The organism is Bacillus sp. FSL R5-0523, assembly GCF_037975295.1.
In the GTDB taxonomy this organism is placed as follows: domain Bacteria; phylum Bacillota; class Bacilli; order Bacillales; family Bacillaceae; genus Bacillus; species Bacillus subtilis.
Genome location: NZ_CP150251.1, coordinates 114,392 through 135,896, shown reverse-complemented (window position 1 = coordinate 135,896; position 21,505 = coordinate 114,392). Strand labels below are relative to the sequence as shown.

At 42.5% G+C, this 21,505-nt stretch carries 22 protein-coding genes and 1 other annotated feature; all 22 genes read right to left on the bottom strand.

The features are described 5' to 3' along the window. Nucleotides 1-16: 16 nt before the first annotated feature. The 22 genes from rplC to NYE53_RS00620 all read right to left on the bottom strand — a co-directional run bounded on the left by rplC (nt 17) and on the right by NYE53_RS00620 (nt 21,504). Nucleotides 17-646, bottom strand: a complete 630-nt coding sequence (gene rplC / locus NYE53_RS00725; RefSeq protein WP_004399671.1) for a 50S ribosomal protein L3 — start codon at nt 644-646, stop codon at nt 17-19. Between the two features lie 39 nt (nt 647-685). Beyond that, nucleotides 686-994 (bottom strand): 30S ribosomal protein S10, encoded by a 309-nt coding sequence (gene rpsJ / locus NYE53_RS00720; RefSeq protein ID WP_003156464.1) that lies wholly within the window; start codon nt 992-994, stop codon nt 686-688. Between the two features lie 236 nt (nt 995-1,230). Next, nucleotides 1,231-2,187 (bottom strand): alpha/beta hydrolase, encoded by a 957-nt coding sequence (locus tag NYE53_RS00715; protein WP_339246731.1) that lies wholly within the window; start codon nt 2,185-2,187, stop codon nt 1,231-1,233. 98 nt (nt 2,188-2,285) lie between these two features. Next, nucleotides 2,286-3,476, bottom strand: a complete 1,191-nt coding sequence (tuf, locus tag NYE53_RS00710; protein WP_003235058.1) for an elongation factor Tu — start codon at nt 3,474-3,476, stop codon at nt 2,286-2,288. Between the two features lie 119 nt (nt 3,477-3,595). Continuing rightward, the gene (fusA, locus tag NYE53_RS00705; RefSeq protein WP_003235056.1) at nt 3,596-5,674 is read right to left on the bottom strand and encodes an elongation factor G; all 2,079 of its coding nucleotides are present in this window, start codon (nt 5,672-5,674) and stop codon (nt 3,596-3,598) included. A gap of 53 nt (nt 5,675-5,727) precedes the next feature. Next, nucleotides 5,728-6,198, bottom strand: a complete 471-nt coding sequence (rpsG, locus tag NYE53_RS00700) for a 30S ribosomal protein S7 (protein ID WP_003225784.1) — start codon at nt 6,196-6,198, stop codon at nt 5,728-5,730. Between the two features lie 41 nt (nt 6,199-6,239). Then, nucleotides 6,240-6,656: a 30S ribosomal protein S12 gene (gene rpsL / locus NYE53_RS00695; RefSeq protein ID WP_003225781.1), complete on the bottom strand. Its 417-nt coding sequence runs from the start codon at nt 6,654-6,656 to the stop codon at nt 6,240-6,242. A 113-nt stretch (nt 6,657-6,769) separates the two neighbouring features. Further along, a complete protein-coding gene (locus tag NYE53_RS00690; RefSeq protein ID WP_003225778.1) occupies nt 6,770-7,018 on the bottom strand; it encodes a 50S ribosomal protein L7ae-like protein in 249 nt (82 codons plus the stop codon). Between the two features lie 178 nt (nt 7,019-7,196). Then, nucleotides 7,197-10,796: a DNA-directed RNA polymerase subunit beta' gene (gene rpoC / locus NYE53_RS00685; RefSeq protein ID WP_004399688.1), complete on the bottom strand. Its 3,600-nt coding sequence runs from the start codon at nt 10,794-10,796 to the stop codon at nt 7,197-7,199. A 61-nt stretch (nt 10,797-10,857) separates the two neighbouring features. Continuing rightward, entirely contained in the window at nt 10,858-14,439 is a 3,582-nt protein-coding gene (gene rpoB, locus NYE53_RS00680) for a DNA-directed RNA polymerase subunit beta (protein ID WP_339246728.1), read from the bottom strand. A 245-nt stretch (nt 14,440-14,684) separates the two neighbouring features. Continuing rightward, nucleotides 14,685-15,290 carry a class I SAM-dependent methyltransferase gene (locus tag NYE53_RS00675; protein WP_015252989.1) on the bottom strand — a complete coding sequence of 202 codons (606 nt, stop codon included), beginning with the start codon at nt 15,288-15,290 and terminating at the stop codon, nt 14,685-14,687. Nucleotides 15,291-15,379: 89 nt separating this feature from the next. Beyond that, a complete protein-coding gene (rplL, locus tag NYE53_RS00670; protein WP_003156436.1) occupies nt 15,380-15,751 on the bottom strand; it encodes a 50S ribosomal protein L7/L12 in 372 nt (123 codons plus the stop codon). Between the two features lie 45 nt (nt 15,752-15,796). Then, a complete protein-coding gene (rplJ, locus tag NYE53_RS00665) occupies nt 15,797-16,297 on the bottom strand; it encodes a 50S ribosomal protein L10 (RefSeq protein ID WP_003235042.1) in 501 nt (166 codons plus the stop codon). Between the two features lie 65 nt (nt 16,298-16,362). Next, nucleotides 16,363-16,503, bottom strand: a sequence feature (ribosomal protein L10 leader region). A gap of 45 nt (nt 16,504-16,548) precedes the next feature. Beyond that, nucleotides 16,549-17,247, bottom strand: a complete 699-nt coding sequence (gene rplA, locus NYE53_RS00660) for a 50S ribosomal protein L1 (protein WP_003235040.1) — start codon at nt 17,245-17,247, stop codon at nt 16,549-16,551. A 94-nt stretch (nt 17,248-17,341) separates the two neighbouring features. Continuing rightward, on the bottom strand, nt 17,342-17,767 hold the full coding sequence (gene rplK / locus NYE53_RS00655) for a 50S ribosomal protein L11 (protein WP_003156430.1): 426 nt from the start codon (nt 17,765-17,767) through the stop codon (nt 17,342-17,344). 167 nt (nt 17,768-17,934) lie between these two features. Next, nucleotides 17,935-18,468: a transcription termination/antitermination protein NusG gene (gene nusG / locus NYE53_RS00650; protein WP_003225764.1), complete on the bottom strand. Its 534-nt coding sequence runs from the start codon at nt 18,466-18,468 to the stop codon at nt 17,935-17,937. Between the two features lie 178 nt (nt 18,469-18,646). Further along, a complete protein-coding gene (gene secE / locus NYE53_RS00645; protein WP_004399676.1) occupies nt 18,647-18,826 on the bottom strand; it encodes a preprotein translocase subunit SecE in 180 nt (59 codons plus the stop codon). A gap of 33 nt (nt 18,827-18,859) precedes the next feature. Then, the gene (gene rpmG, locus NYE53_RS00640; protein ID WP_003156421.1) at nt 18,860-19,009 is read right to left on the bottom strand and encodes a 50S ribosomal protein L33; all 150 of its coding nucleotides are present in this window, start codon (nt 19,007-19,009) and stop codon (nt 18,860-18,862) included. 92 nt (nt 19,010-19,101) lie between these two features. Further along, nucleotides 19,102-19,758, bottom strand: a complete 657-nt coding sequence (gene sigH / locus NYE53_RS00635; RefSeq protein WP_003225758.1) for an RNA polymerase sporulation sigma factor SigH — start codon at nt 19,756-19,758, stop codon at nt 19,102-19,104. Between the two features lie 62 nt (nt 19,759-19,820). Further along, on the bottom strand, nt 19,821-20,333 hold the full coding sequence (rae1, locus tag NYE53_RS00630; RefSeq protein ID WP_003235032.1) for a ribosome-dependent mRNA decay endonuclease Rae1/YacP: 513 nt from the start codon (nt 20,331-20,333) through the stop codon (nt 19,821-19,823). 6 nt (nt 20,334-20,339) lie between these two features. After that, nucleotides 20,340-21,089: a 23S rRNA (guanosine(2251)-2'-O)-methyltransferase RlmB gene (rlmB, locus tag NYE53_RS00625; protein WP_014475598.1), complete on the bottom strand. Its 750-nt coding sequence runs from the start codon at nt 21,087-21,089 to the stop codon at nt 20,340-20,342. Continuing rightward, nucleotides 21,073-21,504 carry a mini-ribonuclease 3 gene (locus NYE53_RS00620; RefSeq protein WP_004399685.1) on the bottom strand — a complete coding sequence of 144 codons (432 nt, stop codon included), beginning with the start codon at nt 21,502-21,504 and terminating at the stop codon, nt 21,073-21,075. The genes rlmB and NYE53_RS00620 overlap by 17 nt, the downstream gene beginning before the upstream one ends. Between the last annotated feature and the right edge of the window lies 1 nt (nt 21,505).

The window sequence follows — 21,505 nt, the reverse complement described above, 5'->3', positions numbered from 1 at the left end:
TCCTTTCCTAAGAGAATTATTTAGATTTAACAGCACTTTTAACAGTGATTAAAGATTTCTTCGCACCAGGTACGTTACCTTTGATCAAAAGAAGATTGCGTTCTGCATCAACTTTTACGATTTCAAGGTTTTGAACAGTGATTTGCTCTCCGCCCATACGTCCAGGTAATAATTTACCTTTGAATACACGGTTAGGATCTACAGGTCCCATTGAACCAGGACGACGGTGGTAGCGTGAACCGTGAGACATAGGTCCGCGAGATTGTCCGTGGCGCTTGATCGCACCTTGGAAACCTTTACCTTTAGATACTCCTGTTACATCTACGATTTCTCCAGCAGAGAAAATTTCAACCTTGACTTCCTGACCAACTTCATACGCATCCATTTCCACTCCGCGTAATTCTTTAACGAAGCGCTTAGGAGCAGTTTCCGCTTTTGCAACGTGCCCTTTTTCAGGTTTGTTAGAAAGCTTTTCACGCTTGTCGTCAAAACCAAGCTGGATTGCTTCGTAACCGTCGTTTTCAGCTGTTTTCTTTTGAAGAACAACGTTTGGAGCAGCCTCGATAACAGTTACCGGAATAAGATCACCATTCTCAGCGAATACTTGCGTCATACCAATTTTTCTTCCTAAGATTCCTTTGGTCATTCGTCACACCTCCTATTAAGATCATTCTATATTTTAGAATTAAAGTTTAATTTCGATATCGACACCAGATGGTAAGTCTAATCGCATAAGAGCATCAACAGTTTGTGGTGTTGGGTTCACAATGTCGATTAAACGTTTATGTGTACGCATTTCAAATTGCTCACGAGAATCTTTGTATTTGTGCACCGCACGAAGGATTGTGTAAACTGATTTTTCAGTTGGCAACGGAATCGGACCAGATACACTGGCACCAGAACGTTTTGCCGTTTCAACAATCTTCTCTGCAGATTGATCAAGGATTCTATGATCATATGCTTTCAAACGAATACGAATTTTTTGTTTTGCCATTATTTTCCCTCCTTTTCGCCTACATCACGTTAGACAGTTCTCCGTGAGAAAAACCTGAACACCTTGCCATGGCAAAGCGGCCGGGTGTGTCAGCAACCTCTCACTTCATCGCAGTCAAAGACCAACATACACCATTATACAGAAAATAGGCGCATGTTGCAAGACTTATTTAAAATATGCATGGTTTGCACACTTTTATCATTATACAGGGGTTTTTCTTAATTATCAAGGATCTATCATAAATGGTGTCGTGCATGTCGACTTAATGTGTTCGCGAATAATAACGGCTCCTCAATATGCGGGGTGTGGGCTGAGTTCTCAAATTGAAACCAGAGCTTTTCGGGTGCCTCAAGTTCTTGATAATACTGTTTCGATATTTCAGCAGGAACAATTAAGTCATGTTTCCCTGAAATGAAAACACACGGTACTTTAATAGAAGGAACTGATGTAAAAGCATTAAACCGGTACAACTCATCAGTTAAATGTTTTTTACTGAAGCGCAATCCATTGAGGAAGCTGTGCATGTTCCGCACTCCATACTCATTGCCAGTAAGCATTTGAAATAATACAGCTAGAGATTGACGATGACGGCGAGTGAATCCTCCCCTGCTTAGCTCAACACAAAACCGATAGATAAGGTGCTGGATATCCTGCTTCCAAGGCGGAGCACCAATGAAACGTGTGAGGAAAGATAATAAGCTGGCTTTTTTTGATTCAGAAATTTCACGAATATGTTGATAAGCAGTTGATTCTTCATCGTGGGGGTTAACAACCTGGCTGATTCCATAATACGCGTAAAATAAATCAGGACACTGCTGCAGCACATGAAGCGCCAGTATTGACCCCCACGAATGACCGGCTAGGTAAAGTTTTGATTTTGAAAAATGAGCTAAAAGCCATTGAGTGACTTGGATTGTATCTTTAATGAAGTGATTTATTGTCATAGAGTGATGCGAAATTCGCTTAGAATAAGAAAGCCCCGATCCTCTCTGATCCCAATGAACTACTGTAAAATACTGTTCCAGCTCTTTTTGATAATGTCTAACATATCCGATTTGCGGCGTTCCCGGCCCGCCATGTAAAAAAAGCAGCAATGGATTTTTCACATCAACTCCATTAATCATTAGCATTTGCTTTGTATTCCCAATGCTTAGTTCTTTCATGATTGCGATTGATTTCTTTTCAGGAATCATAAATATTAGCCCCTCGAATATGATAGATCCTATTATACAAGAAAAAGATAAGCAAACAAAAAACGAGACCCGCAGGGGTCTCGTTTAAATTCATACTATTACTCAGTGATTGTAGAAACAACGCCTGAACCAACAGTACGTCCGCCTTCACGAATAGAGAAACGAGTTCCTTCTTCGATAGCGATTGTAGAAATAAGTTCAACGTTCATTTCAGTGTTATCTCCAGGCATAACCATTTCTACGCCTTCTGGAAGATGGATGATACCAGTTACGTCAGTTGTACGGAAGTAGAACTGAGGACGGTAGTTAGAGAAGAATGGAGTATGACGTCCACCCTCTTCTTTAGAAAGAACGTAAACTTCAGCTTTGAATTTGCTGTGTGGAGTGATTGTACCTGGTTTAGCAAGTACTTGACCACGTTGGATTTCTTCACGAGATACACCGCGAAGAAGGGCACCAATGTTGTCACCAGCTTCAGCGTAATCAAGAAGCTTACGGAACATTTCAACACCTGTAACAGTTGTTTTCTTGTTCTCTTCTTGAAGACCGATGATTTCAACTTCGTCACCGACTTTAACTTGTCCGCGTTCTACACGGCCAGTAGCAACTGTACCACGACCAGTGATTGAGAATACGTCCTCAACTGGCATCATGAATGGTTTTTCAGTGTCGCGTTCTGGAGTTGGGATGTACTCATCAACCGCATCCATAAGTTCGAAGATTTTAGCTTCCCACTCAGCGTCTCCTTCAAGAGCTTTAAGAGCAGAACCTTTAACAACTGGTACATCATCACCAGGGAAGTCGTATTCGCTAAGAAGATCGCGAACTTCCATTTCAACTAGTTCAAGAAGCTCTTCGTCGTCTACCATGTCGCATTTGTTTAAGAATACAACGATGTATGGTACACCAACGTTTTTAGAAAGAAGGATGTGCTCACGAGTTTGTGGCATTGGGCCATCAGCAGCAGATACTACAAGGATAGCTCCGTCCATTTGCGCAGCACCAGTGATCATGTTTTTAACATAGTCAGCGTGTCCTGGGCAGTCAACGTGTGCATAGTGACGAGTTTCAGTTTCGTACTCAACGTGTGCAGTAGAGATTGTGATACCGCGCTCGCGTTCTTCTGGAGCACCATCAATTTGATCGTACGCCATAGCTGTACCTTTACCAGATTTCTTATGAAGTACTGTTGTGATAGCAGCAGTTAAAGTTGTTTTACCATGGTCAACGTGTCCAATTGTACCAATATTGGCATGTGATTTGGAACGGTCGAATTTTTCTTTAGCCATTCTAAAATCCTCCTTAAGAGCTTTTAATTAGTAATGTATAGAGTGATAGGAAGTGAAAGAAAGCTTTCACTTCCTCATCTTACAATAGTAGTTATACTTGAGTTAAGCGGCAAAATCAATTATTCGCCTTTATTTTTTTTGATAATTTCTTCTGCGACGCTCTTCGGCACTTCTTCGTAGTGATCCATGTGCATAGTGAACGTACCGCGACCTTGCGTATTAGAACGAAGTGCAGTAGCGTAACCGAACATTTCAGCAAGAGGAACCATAGCGCGAACAACTTGAGCGTTACCGCGTGCTTCCATACCTTCTACGCGTCCGCGACGTGAAGTGATATCACCCATGATATCTCCCATGTATTCTTCTGGAATAACCACTTCTACTTTCATGATTGGTTCAAGAAGAACTGGGTTACATTTGCTGACTGCATTTTTCAATGCCATAGAAGCAGCAACTTTAAATGCCATTTCGTTTGAGTCAACATCATGGTAAGAACCGTCGAAAAGTTTAGCTTTAATGTCGATAAGCGGGAAGCCTGCTAGTACACCATTTTCAAGTGCATCTTCCAGACCTGCTTGAACAGCTGGGATGTATTCACGAGGAACAACCCCACCGACAATCGCATTTTCAAATTCAAAGCCAGCGCCTTCTTCGTTTGGTTCGAATTCGATCCAAACGTGTCCGAACTGACCGCGTCCACCAGACTGACGTACGAATTTACCTTCAACTTTTGCACCGGTACGGAATGTTTCACGGTACGCAACTTGAGGAGCACCAACATTGGCTTCTACTTTAAATTCGCGTTTCATACGGTCAACAATGATATCAAGGTGAAGTTCACCCATACCAGAGATGATCGTTTGGCCAGTTTCTGGGTTTGTTTGAGTACGGAATGTAGGATCTTCTTCAGCAAGTTTCGCTAAAGCGATACCCATTTTATCTTGGTCGGCTTTTGATTTAGGCTCAATAGCAACGTCGATAACTGGTTCTGGGAATTCCATTGACTCAAGGATAACAAGATCCTTCTCATCACATAGAGTATCTCCAGTAGTTGTATCTTTTAGACCTACAGCAGCTGCGATATCCCCTGCGTATACAGTAGAGATTTCTTCACGGCTGTTAGCGTGCATTTGAAGAATACGTCCAACACGCTCACGTTTGCCTTTAGTAGAGTTTTTCACGTATGAACCAGAATCAAGTGTTCCAGAGTACACACGGAAGAACGTCAACTTACCAACGTAAGGGTCAGTCATAACTTTAAATGCTAATGCAGAGAATGGCTCTTCGTCAGAAGAATGACGCTCAATCTCTTCATTTGTATCAGGACGTGTACCTTTGATTGCAGCAACGTCAGTTGGTGCAGGAAGGTAGTCAAGAACAGCATCAAGTACTAGTTGAACACCTTTGTTTTTGAAAGCAGAACCAACAAGAACAGGGTAGAATTCAACATTTAATGTACCTTTACGAATTCCTGCTTTTAACTCGTCAATTGTGATTTCTTCACCCTCAAGGTACTTATCCATAAGCTCTTCATCAAGCTCACATACAGCTTCAATAAGGCTGTTGCGAAGCTCTTCAGCTTGCTCTTTGTACTCTTCAGGGATTTCTTTTGCATCAGAACGAGTTCCGAGGTCATCTTCGTAGAAATACGCAACGTTTTCTACAAGGTCAATGATACCTTCGAAGTTATCTTCAGCACCGATCGGCAATTGAATTGCATGAGCGTTTGCTTGAAGACGGTCTCTTAAAGTTCCTACAGAGTAAAGGAAGTCTGCACCGATTTTGTCCATTTTGTTAACAAAAACGATACGCGGTACTCCATAAGTTGTTGCCTGACGCCAAACAGTTTCTGTTTGAGGCTCAACGCCTGATTGCGCGTCAAGTACAGCAACAGCACCATCAAGTACACGAAGAGAACGTTCAACTTCAACTGTGAAGTCTACGTGTCCTGGAGTATCGATGATGTTTACGCGGTATCCTTTCCACTGTGCAGTTGTCGCAGCGGAAGTGATTGTGATACCACGTTCTTGTTCCTGCTCCATCCAGTCCATTTGTGAAGCTCCTTCATGAGTTTCACCAATTTTGTGGATACGACCAGTATAGAACAAGATACGTTCTGTAGTTGTCGTTTTACCGGCATCGATGTGAGCCATGATACCGATATTACGAGTTTTTTCTAAGGAGAACTCTCTTGCCATTGGGTAATTTCTCCTTCCTTATTAGGAAATTGTGTTTTGTTAATCTATAAATCCTACCAGCGATAGTGAGCAAATGCTTTGTTTGCTTCAGCCATCTTATGAGTGTCTTCACGTTTCTTAACAGCAGCACCAGTGTTGTTAGCTGCGTCAAGGATTTCGTTAGCTAAACGCTCTTCCATCGTTTTTTCTCCGCGAAGACGAGCGTAGTTAACTAACCAGCGAAGTCCAAGAGTCGTACGACGTTCAGGACGAACTTCTACAGGAACTTGGTAGTTCGCACCACCTACACGGCGTGCTTTTACTTCAAGTACAGGCATGATGTTTTTCAATGCTTGTTCGAAAACCTCCATTGCATCATTGCCAGTACGTTCTTTAATGATATCGAATGACTTGTATAGGATTGTTTGAGACTTACCTTTTTTACCATCGATCATCATTTTGTTGATTAAACGAGATACAAGCTTAGAGTTGTAAATCGGATCAGGTAAAACATCTCTTTTTGCTACAGGACCTTTACGTGGCATCTGAATATCCTCCCTTCATCAATTATGCGTATTTTCGTATATTATTTTGCTTTAGGTTTTTTCGTACCGTATTTAGAACGGCCTTGTGCACGGTTTTCAACCCCAGCAGTATCAAGCGCACCACGAACGATGTGGTAACGTACCCCTGGTAAGTCTTTTACACGTCCGCCGCGGATAAGTACAACACTGTGCTCTTGCAGGTTGTGACCGATACCAGGAATGTAAGCAGTAACCTCGATTCCGTTAGTCAAACGAACACGAGCATATTTACGAAGTGCTGAGTTCGGTTTTTTCGGTGTCATTGTACCAACACGAGTACATACCCCGCGTTTTTGTGGAGAAGATACGTTAGTGTGCTCTTTTTTAAAGCTGTTGTATCCTTTGTTAAGTGCAGGAGACTTTGAGTTTTCTACTTTACTCACGCGTCCTTTGCGAATTAGCTGATTAATTGTAGGCATGAATTTTTCCTCCCTTCATTACGTTTTATAACCCACATACCCAGGTGGTTCATCAAAAGGCAAAAAACAATGTCTTTACACAAGATGGAATCTTACGCAAAAACAAAAGTACGTTATAAAATAATGGCAACAGCGGCTGCTCCTACCTCAATTCCGCAGGCTTTGCCGAGCTTTTTCATGGATTCAACCATTGAGACAGAGATACCTTGATCTTCAGCAAGTGAAACAACACTTGACGTGAGTATCGGATCTGCGTCTTTTGCAACGACTACTTCCTTTACTGAACCTCGCTTTAGAGCTTTCACTGTTTGCTTCGTACCAATAATAATTGATTTGGCCTGTGATACTTTATCATAAGACATAAACATATCCTCCAAAGTAACAGGTTTATTTCGAGCACCTTGGTTATATTATCATTCTAGGAGACGAATGTCAACAAGGTATGACATTTTTTAGTTTCGTTCTTCTCATAGAGTGACTTTTTCATAAATATATCTGCTGAAAGACTGTTTTTGCAGTCTTTCAGCAGCATTAAATCAGTTATTCAACCGGGACCATATCGTCAGTCGGCTGAACATTTGATACTGGTTTTACTTTACGGTATTTCATCATTCCTGTACCAGCTGGAACAAGCTTACCGATGATAACATTCTCTTTCAAGCCGAGAAGCTCGTCACGCTTACCTTTGATCGCTGCATCTGTAAGGACACGTGTTGTTTCCTGGAAGGAAGCAGCAGATAAGAATGAATCAGTTTCAAGAGATGCTTTTGTAATACCGAGTAAGACAGGACGGCCTGTAGCAGGTCGATTGCCTTCAAGCAATACCTTTTTGTTCGCTTCAGTAAATTGGTGAATATCAAGCAATGTACCTGGAAGCACATCAGTGTCACCGGCATCAATTACGCGTACTTTGCGAAGCATCTGGCGAACCATTACTTCTACGTGTTTATCACCGATTTCAACACCCTGCATACGGTAAACCTTTTGAACCTCATGGAGAAGATACTCTTGAACAGTTGTCAGGTCAGTCACTTTAAGAAGTTCTTTCGGATCGATTGAACCTTCTGTCAGTACTTGGCCTCGAGTAATTTTATCTCCTTCCGCTACTTTCAGGCGGGAGTTGTAAGGTGCCGTATAAGAACGTGTTTCCACTGCGCCTTGAACCACAATTTCCTGTTGCTTATCACGAACTTCATTGATCTCAACGACTGTACCGTCGATTTCTGTAATTGTTGCCTGACCTTTCGGATTACGCGCTTCGAAAAGCTCTTGGATACGCGGAAGACCCTGTGTGATGTCGTCTCCGGCAACCCCGCCTGTATGGAATGTACGCATTGTTAACTGTGTACCAGGCTCACCGATTGATTGGGCAGCAATGATTCCGACAGCTTCACCGACTTCAACATCGGAGCCAGTTGCAAGATTTCGGCCATAGCATCGTTTACATACACCATGAGGCGTATTACATGTGAAGGCAGAACGGATCCACACTTCTTCAATGCCGGCTTCGACAATCTCCAGTGCTTTATCTTCATCGATCAGTTCGTTTTCATTCACAAGCACTTCACCTGTTTCAGGGTGCTTCACTTGTTTTCTTGCAAAACGTCCGATTAAGCGTTCTTCTAAGCGCTCAATTGTTTCAGTTCCTTCTTTAAGAGGCTTAGCAAGAATGCCTCGGTCAGTTCCGCAATCAGTTTCACGAATGATAACATCCTGCGCAACGTCAACGAGACGGCGTGTAAGGTAACCTGAGTCAGCAGTTTTAAGAGCGGTATCGGCAAGACCTTTACGCGCACCGTGTGTGGAGATAAAGTACTCCAATACTGTCAGACCTTCACGGAAACTTGATTTGATCGGCAACTCAATGATACGTCCAGCCGGGTTGGCCATCAGGCCGCGCATTCCGGCAAGCTGCGTAAAGTTAGATGCGTTACCACGGGCACCAGAGTCACTCATCATGTAGATCGGGTTGAGTTCATCAAGTGATTTCATCAGTTTGCCTTGGATAACGTCTTTTGCAGCACTCCAGATAGAGATGACTCTCTCATAGCGTTCTTCTTCAGTGATAAGACCGCGGCGGAACTGCTTCATAACGTTGTCAACTTTGCTTTGCGCTTCTTCAAGAATTTCTTGTTTATCATCGAGTACGACGATGTCAGAAACCCCAACTGTAATACCAGCTTTTGTTGAATATTTGAAACCTAGGTTTTTCATGCGGTCAAGCATTTTAGACGTTTCTGTAATATGGAAACGTTTAAAGATTTCCGCGATGATTTTACCCAGAATGCCTTTTTTAAACGGCGCATTGATTGGCTGCTGTGCGATAACAGCTTTAACGTCAGCACCTTTTTCTAAGAAGAAACGGTCAGGTGTTTTCTCTTCAATGTTGCTCTTCGTTGGTTCATTCATGTAAGGGAATGATTCCGGAAGAATTTCATTGAAGACAAGCTTACCGACAGTTGTAATTAACAATTTTGAGCGCTGTTCTTCGGTAAATGTCACATTCTTAAGTGAGTTAGCTGCAACAGCTACTCTCGTATGAAGGTGAACATATCCGTTTTGATAAGCAAGAAGCGCTTCGTCTGTATTCTTGAAGACCATACCTTCACCGACAGCACCGGCACGCTCAAGTGTCAGGTAATAGTTACCTAGTACCATATCCTGAGACGGTGTTACAACCGGTTTACCATCTTTAGGGTTCAAGATGTTTTGAGCAGCAAGCATCAAGATGCGTGCTTCAGCTTGTGCTTCAGCAGATAATGGTACGTGAACCGCCATTTGGTCACCGTCAAAGTCAGCGTTGTAAGCTGTACATACGAGCGGGTGAAGACGGATTGCGCGTCCTTCAACAAGCGTTGGTTCAAACGCCTGGATACCTAATCTGTGAAGTGTAGGGGCACGGTTCAGCAGTACCGGATGCTCCTTAATAACTGATTCTAGTACATCCCAAACTTCAGGCTGTACGCGCTCAATTTTGCGTTTCGCACTCTTAATGTTGTGAGCAAGACCTTTTTCAACAAGTTCTTTCATAACGAAAGGTTTGAAAAGTTCAAGCGCCATTTCCTTCGGTAATCCGCATTGGTACATTTTCAAATGAGGACCAACAACGATTACAGAACGTCCGGAGTAATCGACACGTTTACCAAGAAGGTTTTGACGGAAACGGCCTTGCTTCCCTTTCAGCATGTGAGAAAGAGATTTTAACGGTCTGTTACCAGGGCCTGTTACAGGGCGTCCGCGGCGGCCGTTGTCAATTAAGGCATCGACAGCCTCTTGAAGCATACGCTTTTCGTTTTGAACGATGATGCTAGGCGCACCAAGGTCCAAAAGGCGTTTCAAACGATTGTTACGGTTGATGACACGACGATAAAGGTCATTCAAATCAGAAGTCGCAAAACGTCCGCCATCTAGCTGAACCATCGGTCTAAGCTCCGGAGGAATAACAGGAAGCACATCAAGGATCATCCAAGAAGGCTTGTTTCCTGAGTTACGGAAGGCTTCTAAAACTTCAAGACGTTTGATCGCACGAGTACGGCGTTGTCCTTGTGAAGTTTTCAGCTCTTCTTTTAACATATCAACTTCTTTTACAAGATCGATATCTTGAAGAAGTTTATGAATTGCTTCAGCACCCATAGATGCTTGGAATTTATTACCGTATTTATCAAGATAAGCACGATATTCTTTCTCAGACAGAAGCTGTTTCTTTTCAAGCGGTGTATTCGCCGGATCAGTTACAACGTAAGAAGCAAAGTAAATGACTTCTTCTAAAGCACGAGGTGACATATCCAGCACAAGACCCATACGGCTTGGAATACCTTTGAAATACCAAATGTGGGAAACTGGGGCAGCCAGTTCAATGTGCCCCATTCTCTCACGACGGACTTTAGCCCGTGTTACTTCGACTCCGCAGCGGTCACAAACTACGCCTTTATAACGAACTCGCTTGTACTTCCCGCAATGACATTCCCAGTCCTTAGTCGGTCCGAAAATGCGTTCGCAGAATAGACCGTCCTTTTCAGGTTTTAACGTACGATAGTTTATCGTTTCAGGCTTTTTCACTTCACCAAAAGACCATGAACGGATTTTATCTGGTGAAGCAAGACCGATGTTCATATACTCAAAATTGTTCACATCTAGCAAGGGGCCTACCTCCCTTTTTATCTTCGGATTAACCGATGTCACTTGCCTTTATAACTAGAGATTATTCTTTTGTTACTACATCGCGTTCAACGTCTGCAGATGCTGTTTCTTCCGGCTCTTCATCACCTGATAATGCCAGGCCGTCAGCTTGTTTCGCATCTTCTTCGTCTTCTAAATCTCTCATTTCTATTTCTTCTTCATCACCAGAAAGGATTTTGACATCCATACCTAAGCTTTGAAGTTCTTTGATTAATACTTTGAATGATTCCGGAACACCTGGTTCAGGAACATTGTCGCCTTTAACGATGGCTTCGTATGTTTTCACACGTCCAACCACGTCATCAGACTTAACAGTCAGAATTTCTTGAAGAGTGTAAGCCGCACCGTAAGCTTCAAGTGCCCAAACCTCCATCTCACCAAAACGCTGTCCGCCAAATTGCGCTTTACCGCCAAGAGGCTGCTGCGTAACAAGTGAGTAAGGGCCTGTAGAGCGTGCATGAAGTTTATCGTCAACCATGTGAGCTAGTTTGATCATGTACATGATACCGACAGATACACGGTTATCAAACGGCTCTCCAGTACGTCCGTCGTAAAGCACTGTTTTGGCGTCACGAGACATGCCGGCTTCTTCAAGTGTTTCCCAGACATCCTCTTCTCGCGCTCCGTCAAATACAGGAGATGCAATGTGAATGCCAAGGTAACGAGCGGCCATACCCATGTGAAGTTCCAATACCTGCCCGATGTTCATACGTGATGGTACGCCCAGCGGGTTAAGCATGATATCAATTGGTGTGCCGTCAGGAAGGTAAGGCATATCTTCTTCAGGAAGAATCTTAGAGATAACACCTTTGTTACCGTGACGACCGGCCATTTTATCCCCTTCAGAAATCTTACGTTTCTGAACGATATATACGCGTACTAACTGGTTAACACCTGGAGGAAGTTCGTCTCCGTCTTCACGGTTGAAGACTTTAACGTCATGGATAATTCCGCCGCCGCCGTGAGGCACACGAAGAGAAGTATCACGAACCTCGCGGGCTTTCTCGCCAAAAATGGCGTGAAGAAGGCGTTCTTCTGCAGTCAGTTCAGTTACGCCTTTAGGCGTTACTTTACCAACAAGAAGATCTCCGTCTTTTACTTCTGCCCCAATACGGATGATTCCACGGTCATCAAGATTGCGAAGCGCATCTTCACCGACGTTTGGAATATCGCGAGTGATTTCTTCAGGTCCAAGTTTCGTATCACGTGCTTCTGATTCGTATTCTTCAATGTGGATAGATGTATAAACATCATCCTTCACTAGGCGTTCACTCATAATGATGGCATCCTCATAGTTGTAGCCATCCCATGTCATGAAGCCGACCATTACGTTACGGCCAAGTGCAAGTTCACCAAGCTCCATAGAAGGACCGTCAGCAAGGATTTCTCCTTTTACCACTTCATCGCCGACACTTACGATCGGACGCTGGTTGTAGCACGTACCTTGGTTAGAGCGGACAAATTTCAGCAGGCTGTATTTATCCAGGTTTCCTTTTACTTTTTGACCGTCTACTTCTTCATAACGGCGAACCCAAACGTTTTTCGCTTCTACGCGTTCAACGATACCAGGGTGTTTACAAATAACAGCGGCACCAGAGTCTTTTCCTGATACGTATTCCATACCAGTTCCAACAAATGGAGCTTCCGGCTGCATCAAAGGCACAGCCTGACGCTGCATGTTCGCTCCCATGAGGGCACGGTTGGAGTCATCGTTTTCTAAGAACGGAATACATGCTGTCGCAGCAGATACAACCTGCTTAGGCGATACATCCATGTAGTCTACACGGTTTCTGGAAACAACAGTGTTCTCCCCGCGGAAACGAGCTACGATGCTGTCATCAATAAAGGCGCCTTCGTCATCAAGACGAGCATTCGCTTGAGCGACAACATAGTTATCCTCTTCATCAGCAGTTAAGTAATCGATTCTGCCCGTTACCTTCCCTGTTTCAGGGTCAACGCGGCGATATGGCGTTTCAATAAAGCCAAAACGGTTTACTTTTGCATAAGATGATAGTGAGTTGATCAAACCGATGTTCGGGCCCTCAGGCGTTTCAATCGGACACATACGGCCATAGTGGGAGTAGTGAACGTCACGCACTTCCATTCCGGCACGCTCACGTGTCAATCCGCCCGGTCCTAATGCTGACAGACGACGCTTGTGCGTTAATTCAGCAAGCGGGTTTGTCTGATCCATGAATTGAGAAAGCTGTGAGCTTCCAAAGAACTCTTTAATGGACGCAATAACAGGACGAATATTGATCAGCTGCTGAGGCGTAATTGTATTCGTATCTTGAATTGACATTCTCTCACGAACCACACGCTCCATACGGCTTAAACCGATACGGAATTGGTTCTGGAGAAGCTCGCCTACAGAACGTAAACGGCGGTTTCCAAGATGATCGATATCATCTGTGTCGCCTACTCCGTGCAGCAAGTTGAAGAAGTAGCTGATTGAAGAAATAATATCAGCAGGCGTGATGTTTTTAATCTCTTCTTCGATGTAAGCATTGCCGATTACATTAATAAACTGTTCTCCTTCTTGATCAGTCGGAGCAAAGATTTTAATTGATTGAAGAGTCACTTCATCTTCAACAACGCCGCCATTCGGATACAGCTTTCTAAAACCGATTCCGTTTTCTAAGTATGGCAGTACTTTATCAAGTGTTCTTCTATCAAGAATCTGGCCTTTTTCAGCAAGGATTTCTCCTGTTTCAGGATCAACAAGCGTTTCAGCAAGTCTCTGATTGAAGAGGCGATTCTTAATATGAAGTTTTTTATTAATTTTATAGCGTCCTACATTGGCAAGATCGTATCGTTTCGGATCAAAGAAACGAGAATCAAGCAAGCTTTTCGCATTTTCTACTGTAGGCGGCTCTCCAGGACGGAGACGCTCGTAAATTTCCAGCAACGCTTTGTCACTGTTTTCTGTGTTATCTTTATCAAGCGTATTTCGCAGGTATTCGTTTTCTCCTATGAGATCAAGAATCTCTTGATCGGAGCCGAAGCCGAGAGCACGCAAAAGAACCGTAACCGGCAACTTACGTGTGCGATCAATGCGGACATAAACAACATCTTTCGCATCAGTTTCGTATTCTAACCATGCGCCACGGTTTGGAATGACAGTTGCGGTAAAACCTTTTTTACCGTTTTTGTCTACTTTACCACTGAAATATACACTTGGAGACCGAACAAGCTGGGAAACGATAACACGTTCCGCACCGTTAATGATAAAAGTACCTGTATCTGTCATAATAGGGAAATCACCCATGAAGACATCTTGGTCTTTTACCTCTCCAGTTTCTTTGTTAATTAAACGAACCTTCACTCTTAGCGGAGCTGAGTAAGTCACATCACGTTCTTTTGATTCCTCTACAGGATATTTAGGCTCACCTAAACTATAATCAATGAACTCAAGAGAGAGGTTACCAGTGAAATCCTCAATTGGTGATATGTCTTGAAACATCTCTCTAAGACCCTCATCAAGAAACCACTGATAAGAAGAGGTTTGAATTTCAATGAGATTTGGTAATTCTAACACTTCGCTAATGCGAGCATAGCTTCTGCGCTGGCGGTGTCGTCCATACTGAACTAGTTGACCTGTCAACTGATTCACCCCTCAAATCATGCGTATTATATGTGTAATAAGCATTTCTTCCAAAGAAAGAAAATACTTTTACAAGACAAAAGAAAAAAGGGTTTCTAATTAAGAAAACCACATCCAAAAACAAATACCGATTTTATTAGCATTTCCATACTTGTATAATTTATACATAGATATTGACAATTCATCATATCAAGCAAAATATATACATTGGCATTTTACAATATTAACATAGTTAAAATACCGAGTCAAACTTTTTTTGCTTTTATGATATAATAGCCTTTCTTTTTTTGAACGACGGAAACTTCATCGAACAGTTCCTCGAGCTTTTCAATGGCAGAAGGCGCGCCCTGCTTTTTCTGTATGACGATCCACAACTCACCTGAAGCTTTTAAGTGTTCAGCGCTTTTCTCAAAGATAGCATGGACAACTTTTTTTCCGGCTCGGATTGGGGGATTTGTAAGAATAGAAGCAAATGTTTGAGCAGAATCAACGTTTGAAAACAAATCACTTTGATAAATCTTAACGTTTGTTATTCCGTTATGTTCCGCATTTTCATTTGATAGTTCTACGGCTCTCTCATTAACGTCAATCATGTGGATAGTCCGGTCTTTAAAGTCGCTGGCCAGCGATAAACCAATCGGGCCGTACCCGCAGCCTACATCCAAAATGCCGCCCTCAACCTCAGGCTCTTCAAAAGAATCAATCAGCAGGCGGGAGCCGAAATCAACTTCTTTTTTAGAAAAAACCCCGCTGTCGCTGGTAAACGTGAAATCTTTATTCCGAAGCCTAAAAGACCAGGTTTGCTTGTTGCTTTTCACTGAAGGTTTTTCTGAATAATAGTGCTCACTCATTATTAGAACCTCCTTTTTTCATGGCTTAAAGAATGGCAAAGAAAAAGCTCGCCTCATAAAAGCGAGCTTCCCCTACAGGTAAGTGAAGATTACTTAACTTCTACAGAAGCGCCAACTTCTTCAAGTTTAGCTTTAAGCTCTTCAGCTTCTTCTTTAGCAATACCTTCTTTAAGTGGTTTTGGAGTGTTGTCAACAAGTTCTTTAGCTTCTTTCAAGCCAAGACCAGTGATTTCACGTACAACTTTGATAACTTTGATTTTTTGAGATCCTGCACCAGCAAGGATAAGATCGAATTCGCTTTGCTCTTCAGCAGCTCCGCCTGCAGCAGCTCCGCCAGCTACAGCTACAGGAGCAGCAGCAGTTACGCCAAATTCTTCTTCGATTGCTTTTACTAGGTCGTTCAATTCAAGTACAGTTGCTTCTTTAACGGAAGCAATGATTTCTTCGATATTTAAAGCCATTTGTAATTCCTCCATTTTGTTTTAATTTATGAAAAACTGATTAGATTAAGCGCCTTGTTCTTCCTTTTGTTCTGCCACAGCTTTTGCAGCAAGAGCAAGGTTGCGAACTGGAGCTTGAAGTACGCTAAGCAACATAGAAAGCAAGCCTTCGCGTGATGGAAGTTCAGCAAGAGCTTTCACTTCTTCAACAGTAGAAACTTTACCTTCGATAACGCCAGCTTTGATTTCAAGAGCTTCGTGATTTTTAGCGAAGTCATTAAGAACTTTAGCCGGAGCGACAACATCTTCAGTGCTGAATGCGATCGCGTTCGGTCCAGTTAAGAAATCATTCAAACCATTAAGCTCAGCTTGTTCAACCGCACGGCGAGTCATCGTATTTTTGTAAACTTTGAACTCAACGTTAGCTTCGCGAAGCTGTTTACGAAGTTCAGTTACTTCAGAAACGTTAAGTCCGCGATAGTCAACGATGATCGTTGATTTACTTTCTTTCAGTTTAGAAGCAATTTCTTCAACAACAACTTTTTTTGTTTCAATTGCGCTGCTCATGGTTACACCTCCTGTAGATTCTTGTGTAACACTTATACCGTTAGGTGATCACGACTGAGACGACGGATTCCATATAAAAAGCCTCCATGAGACATGGAGGCTGTATATACAAGCATACGTAACGTAATAGCTGTGATAATATACACCTCGGTAGGATAATTAAGCGGTTAGGCCCCTACTGTCTACGGTATAAATGATATTCTATTTTACAACATTTTGAATAATATCAGAATGTTGATGTCATGTCAATATTATTTTACGTTAAAAGTTGAAGAGTCTACTTTGACACCAGGTCCCATAGTAGAAGTAACAGCAACGTTTTTCACGTAAACGCCTTTAGCTGCAGCAGGTTTAGCTTTAAGGATTGTATCGTACATTGTTGTGAAGTTCTCAACAAGTTTTTCATCCTCGAAAGAAACTTTACCGATAGGAACATGAATGTTTCCAGCTTTATCAACGCGGTATTCAACTTTACCAGCTTTGATTTCGCCGATCGCTTTTTCAACTTCGAAAGTAACTGTACCAGTTTTAGGGTTTGGCATTAAACCTTTTGGTCCAAGTACACGACCGATTTTACCAACTTCACCCATCATGTCAGGTGTAGCTACGATAACATCGAAATCGAACCAGCCTTGTTGAATTTTGTTGATGTAGTCAGTGTCGCCTACGAAATCTGCACCAGCAGCTTCAGCTTCTTTCGCTTTTTCGCCTTTTGCGAAAACGAGAACGCGCTGAGTTTTACCAGTTCCGTTTGGAAGCACAACTGCTCCACGGATTTGCTGGTCGTTTTTACGAGGGTCAACCCCTAAACGGAAAGCCACTTCAACTGTAGCGTCGAATTTAGCTGTGTTTGTTTTTTTAACGAGAGCTACTGCTTCAGAGACGTCGTAAGCTTTAGAACGGTCTACAAGCTTAGCAGCTTCAACGTACTTTTTACCTTTTTTAGCCATTTTAAAATTTCCTCCTTATGTGGTTATAGCGGAATAACCTCCCACGAATAAGGGTTGCGAACTTGTTAAAACTCGCAACCCGACAAGAAACAAATTAATCCTCGATTACAATACCCATACTGCGGGCAGTACCTTCAACCATGCGCATTGCCGCTTCAACGTCTGCTGCGTTTAAGTCAGGCATTTTCGTTTCAGCGATTTCGCGTACTTTATCGCGCTTAACGGTTGCCACTTTATTACGGTTTGGTTCACCAGAACCAGACTCAATTCCAGCTGCTTTTTTAAGCAATACTGCAGCAGGTGGAGTTTTTGTAATAAATGTAAATGAACGGTCTTCGTAAACCGAAATTTCAACAGGAATGATTAAACCAGCTTGGTCAGCTGTACGAGCGTTAAACTCCTTACAGAATCCCATGATGTTAACACCGGCTTGACCAAGTGCAGGTCCAACTGGTGGTGCTGGGTTAGCTTTTCCAGCAGGAATTTGCAATTTTACAACTTTAACTACTTTTTTAGCCACGAGACACACCTCCTTAAGTCCGTGATGTGGTAATAGGGTAAACCCTCCCACTCAAGGTTTCATTCTTTATATGAATGACGAAATATCATGCTAGTTGCCTTGGATAAGTCCAAGACGTACCTTTGCTATATTATCATTTATATATAGCAATTTCAAGTTTTTTCACATTACAATTTATCGATTTGGGTAAATTCCAGCTCAACCGGCGTTTCACGGCCAAACATATTAACGAAAACTTTGACCTTGCTTTTATCATAATCAATCTCTTCAATTGATCCTGTAAAGTTAGCAAAAGGTCCGTCTATTACTTTCACTGTCTCTTTCAGTTCAAAGTCAATATCAGTTTTTCGTTCATCCATGCCCATTCTCTTCAGAATGGTTTCTGCTTCGCCCGGAAGAAGCGGCGTCGGTTTTGAACCTGACCCGGCAGATCCTACGAATCCAGTAACGCCCGGCGTGTTGCGGACAACATACCAAGAGTCGTCTGTCATTACAATTTCAACAAGCACATAACCAGGGAATACTTTCTTTTTCACGACTTTTTTCTTGCCGTTTTTGATATCTGTTTCTTCTTCTTCGGGTACGACTACACGGAAAATTTTATCCTGCATCCCCATTGATTCAACACGTTTTTCCAAGTTGGCTTTTACTTTATTCTCATAACCAGAGTACGTGTGAACAACATACCAATTCTTTTCCATTCTATTCAGGACTGTCCAGTCCTTCCCTCCCCGCATTTGGTTTTAGTGAATTACCATAACGCTTCAAAAAATAGGCGGCAAGCCTATGATAACTTTCATTTTAAGCCACAATAAAAAACCCGCTGAACGGGTTTTGGCAAGTAATATTATGATCTATTATAGCACGTATTGCTGATCATTATTCAACTATTAAACGAATTAATTGAGAAATTCCTGTGTCAAGGAGGGCAAAAAAGATAACAAAAAAGATAACTGTTGAAATTACCGTAATGGTATAACGCGTTAACTCTTTTCCTTTAGGCCAGCTTACCTTTTTCATTTCTTTCCCAACATCTTTAAAGAATTTCATAATACGCATGTAAAAGACCTCCACAATTTAAAAGCGCAAAAACTATTTTGTTTCAAGATGAGCTGTATGTGAATTGCAAGTACTGCAGTATTTCTTTACTTCTAATCGCTCAGCCGCTGATGCAGAGCTCTTCATTGTCGTATAATTACGGTTTCCGCATGTCTTGCATGCTAACGTAATCTTTTTTCTCATGTCATTACACCTTTTTCTAAATAGACATTAGTTCTTATCTTTAGTAACATATCATAGTCAGAAAAATACTGTCAATATAGCATAAATTCCTATTACAAACTGATTTCACGAATTTCCAAGTACTTCTCCAGCTTGCGTTTCACACGCTGAAGGGCATTGTCGATCGATTTCACATGTCGGTTCAGTTCATCAGAAATCTCTTGGTAACTTCTCCCGTCGAGATATAAGACGAGTACTTTTCTCTCTAAATCACTTAATAGTTCTCCCATTTTCATTTCAATATCATCAAATTCTTCCTGATTAATGATCATTTCCTCAGGATTTAAGGTTTTCGCTCCTGAAATGACATCCAGCAGCGTTCGGTCTGATTCTTCATCAAAAATCGGTTTATCTAATGAGACGTAGGAATTCAAAGGAATGTGTTTCTGGCGAGTAGCTGTCTTTATTGCGGTAATAATTTGGCGGGTAATACATAATTCTGCGAAAGCTTTGAATGAGGTAAGCTTGTCCTCTTTGAAGTCACGAATAGACTTATAGAGGCCTATCATGCCTTCCTGAACAATATCCTCTCTGTCCGCCCCTATTAAGAAATAGGATCTTGCTTTTGCCCGAACAAAGTTTCGGTACTTCGTAATCAAGTAATCTAACGCATCACTGTCCCCAACATGAACCTTTTCAATGACCTGCTCGTCCTCCAACTGGCAAAACTGCTCTTTGTTGAATTTTCCCTTGTTGTTCTGTAGATTCACTCCGATCCCCCCGGCGCACGTAGATAGAAATATTATACAGTATTGGGCAAAAAAGCGTCAACTTAATCTAAGTCTCCCCGCCTCCACTTTTCAAACGTTTTCAAAACCTCTTCCGATAAAGCAATTTTACCCGCCGGCTTTTCGGAAGTGATTTTTCTTACCCGTCTCTCTATTCGCCTTTCAATTGTTTCTACCTCTCTCAAAAGCTCCCGGGCCGATTTCCGCAATGCCCCCTGTCCGAAAATCGCCCACTGCTCAGTATAGTCAGAGGTCGCAACGTGAATTTGAGTCGCAATATTATTCAAAGCCTGAGCGAGCTTTTCTATCCGCTCATCAGCCGTCTCATTTTCTTTTGTAAAAATTACTTCAACTCTATGGTTGGTCTGTTTTTTCTCAAGCCCTTTTACGAGATGCGCGTCAAAAACAACAATAACCCTGTTTCCTGTATACGATTGATATTCCGCCATTTTCTGAATCAGTACGTCTCTCGCCTCTTCAAAACTGTTCGCTTTTAAATCCTTCAGCTGCGGCCAGGCTCCAATCATGTTGTACCCGTCTACTAACAGGATATCCATGGGTCTTTATTCTCCCAGAGGGTTTCGTTTCCGGTAGACTTCATACATCAAAAGACCAGCCGCGACAGATGCATTTAGTGAAGTTACCTTTCCGGCCATCGGGAGTTTAATGAGAAAATCGCACTTTTCCTTCACAAGGCGGCCCATCCCTTTTCCTTCACTTCCGATGACTAGAGCCAAAGGCATATTGCCGTCCATATTGCGGTAATCCTCACGCGCGGACGCATCCGTTCCGACAACCCAGATTCCCCGCTCTTTCATCTCCTCTAACGTCCGTGCCAAATTGGTGACTCTTGCTACAGGAATGTGCTCAATTGCTCCTGTTGAAGCTTTTGCCACTGTTGTTGTCAGCCCGACAGCTCTCCGTTTTGGAATAACGATGCCATGAGCGCCGACCGCATCTGCTGTCCTCATAATGGAACCAAGATTATGAGGGTCTTCAAGCTCGTCCAGAATGAGGAAGAAAGGCTGTTCATTTTTTTCTTCGGCTGCTTTATATAAATCGTCCAGTTCTGCATATTCATACGCTGCAACCTGTGCCACTACGCCCTGATGCTGTCCTGTCACCATTTGATCGAGTTTTTTTCTCGGGACGTATTGAATCGTGATTCCCTGCTTTTTGGCAAGCTCAATCACTTGCTGCGCTTGTCCCTTTACGGTGTTTTCCGCCATCCACAGCTTATACAGCTTCCGATCAGATTTTAACGTCTCGATCACTGCATTTTTCCCTATGACGTAATCATGTTGCTGACTCATTTGTTTTCCTCCCTGACGTCCCGAATTGTATAGCTTCGGCTACGAGCTGACTAAGTCGTTCCTCTTTTTTCTCTAGAAAAAGGTAGCCCAGAAGCGCTTCAAATGCTGTACTGTAGCGGTACGTCTGAACATCTGTATTTTTAGGTGTTGTCCCTGACTTGGCATTTCTGCCTCTTTTCAGCACCGCTTCCTCTTCTTCCGTAAAAAATGATTGATTCTGCAGAAAAAATAGGATCTCAGCCTGTGACTTTGCTGAAACAATCCGGCTTGATTTCTTATGAAGATCATTTGGTTTGGTAAAGCCCTGCTTAAGCAGGTGATGCCTGACATACACTTCAAAAATGGCATCACCTATATAAGCAAGCGCAAGACCGTTAAGCTGCTTAGAATCTTTTATCGTATCAAATTCAAGCATC

What these genes read in the sequence shown, in the direction of transcription:
- rplC (WP_004399671.1), bottom strand. Translation starts at nt 646, where the DNA reads ATGACCAAAGGAATCTTAGGAAGAAAAATTGGTATGACGCAAGTATTC.
- rpsJ (WP_003156464.1), bottom strand. Translation starts at nt 994, where the DNA reads ATGGCAAAACAAAAAATTCGTATTCGTTTGAAAGCATATGATCATAGA.
- NYE53_RS00715 (WP_339246731.1), bottom strand. Translation starts at nt 2,187, where the DNA reads ATGATTCCTGAAAAGAAATCAATCGCAATCATGAAAGAACTAAGCATT.
- tuf (WP_003235058.1), bottom strand. Translation starts at nt 3,476, where the DNA reads ATGGCTAAAGAAAAATTCGACCGTTCCAAATCACATGCCAATATTGGT.
- fusA (WP_003235056.1), bottom strand. Translation starts at nt 5,674, where the DNA reads ATGGCAAGAGAGTTCTCCTTAGAAAAAACTCGTAATATCGGTATCATG.
- rpsG (WP_003225784.1), bottom strand. Translation starts at nt 6,198, where the DNA reads ATGCCACGTAAAGGTCCTGTAGCAAAAAGAGATGTTTTACCTGATCCG.
- rpsL (WP_003225781.1), bottom strand. Translation starts at nt 6,656, where the DNA reads ATGCCTACAATTAATCAGCTAATTCGCAAAGGACGCGTGAGTAAAGTA.
- NYE53_RS00690 (WP_003225778.1), bottom strand. Translation starts at nt 7,018, where the DNA reads ATGTCTTATGATAAAGTATCACAGGCCAAATCAATTATTATTGGTACG.
- NYE53_RS00675 (WP_015252989.1), bottom strand. Translation starts at nt 15,290, where the DNA reads ATGAGTGAGCACTATTATTCAGAAAAACCTTCAGTGAAAAGCAACAAG.
- rplL (WP_003156436.1), bottom strand. Translation starts at nt 15,751, where the DNA reads ATGGCTTTAAATATCGAAGAAATCATTGCTTCCGTTAAAGAAGCAACT.
- rplJ (WP_003235042.1), bottom strand. Translation starts at nt 16,297, where the DNA reads ATGAGCAGCGCAATTGAAACAAAAAAAGTTGTTGTTGAAGAAATTGCT.
- rplA (WP_003235040.1), bottom strand. Translation starts at nt 17,247, where the DNA reads ATGGCTAAAAAAGGTAAAAAGTACGTTGAAGCTGCTAAGCTTGTAGAC.
- nusG (WP_003225764.1), bottom strand. Translation starts at nt 18,468, where the DNA reads ATGGAAAAGAATTGGTATGTTGTTCACACGTACTCTGGTTATGAGAAT.
- secE (WP_004399676.1), bottom strand. Translation starts at nt 18,826, where the DNA reads ATGCGTATTATGAAATTCTTTAAAGATGTTGGGAAAGAAATGAAAAAG.
- rpmG (WP_003156421.1), bottom strand. Translation starts at nt 19,009, where the DNA reads ATGAGAAAAAAGATTACGTTAGCATGCAAGACATGCGGAAACCGTAAT.
- rae1 (WP_003235032.1), bottom strand. Translation starts at nt 20,333, where the DNA reads ATGGATATCCTGTTAGTAGACGGGTACAACATGATTGGAGCCTGGCCG.
- rlmB (WP_014475598.1), bottom strand. Translation starts at nt 21,089, where the DNA reads ATGAGTCAGCAACATGATTACGTCATAGGGAAAAATGCAGTGATCGAG.
- NYE53_RS00620 (WP_004399685.1), bottom strand. Translation starts at nt 21,504, where the DNA reads ATGCTTGAATTTGATACGATAAAAGATTCTAAGCAGCTTAACGGTCTT.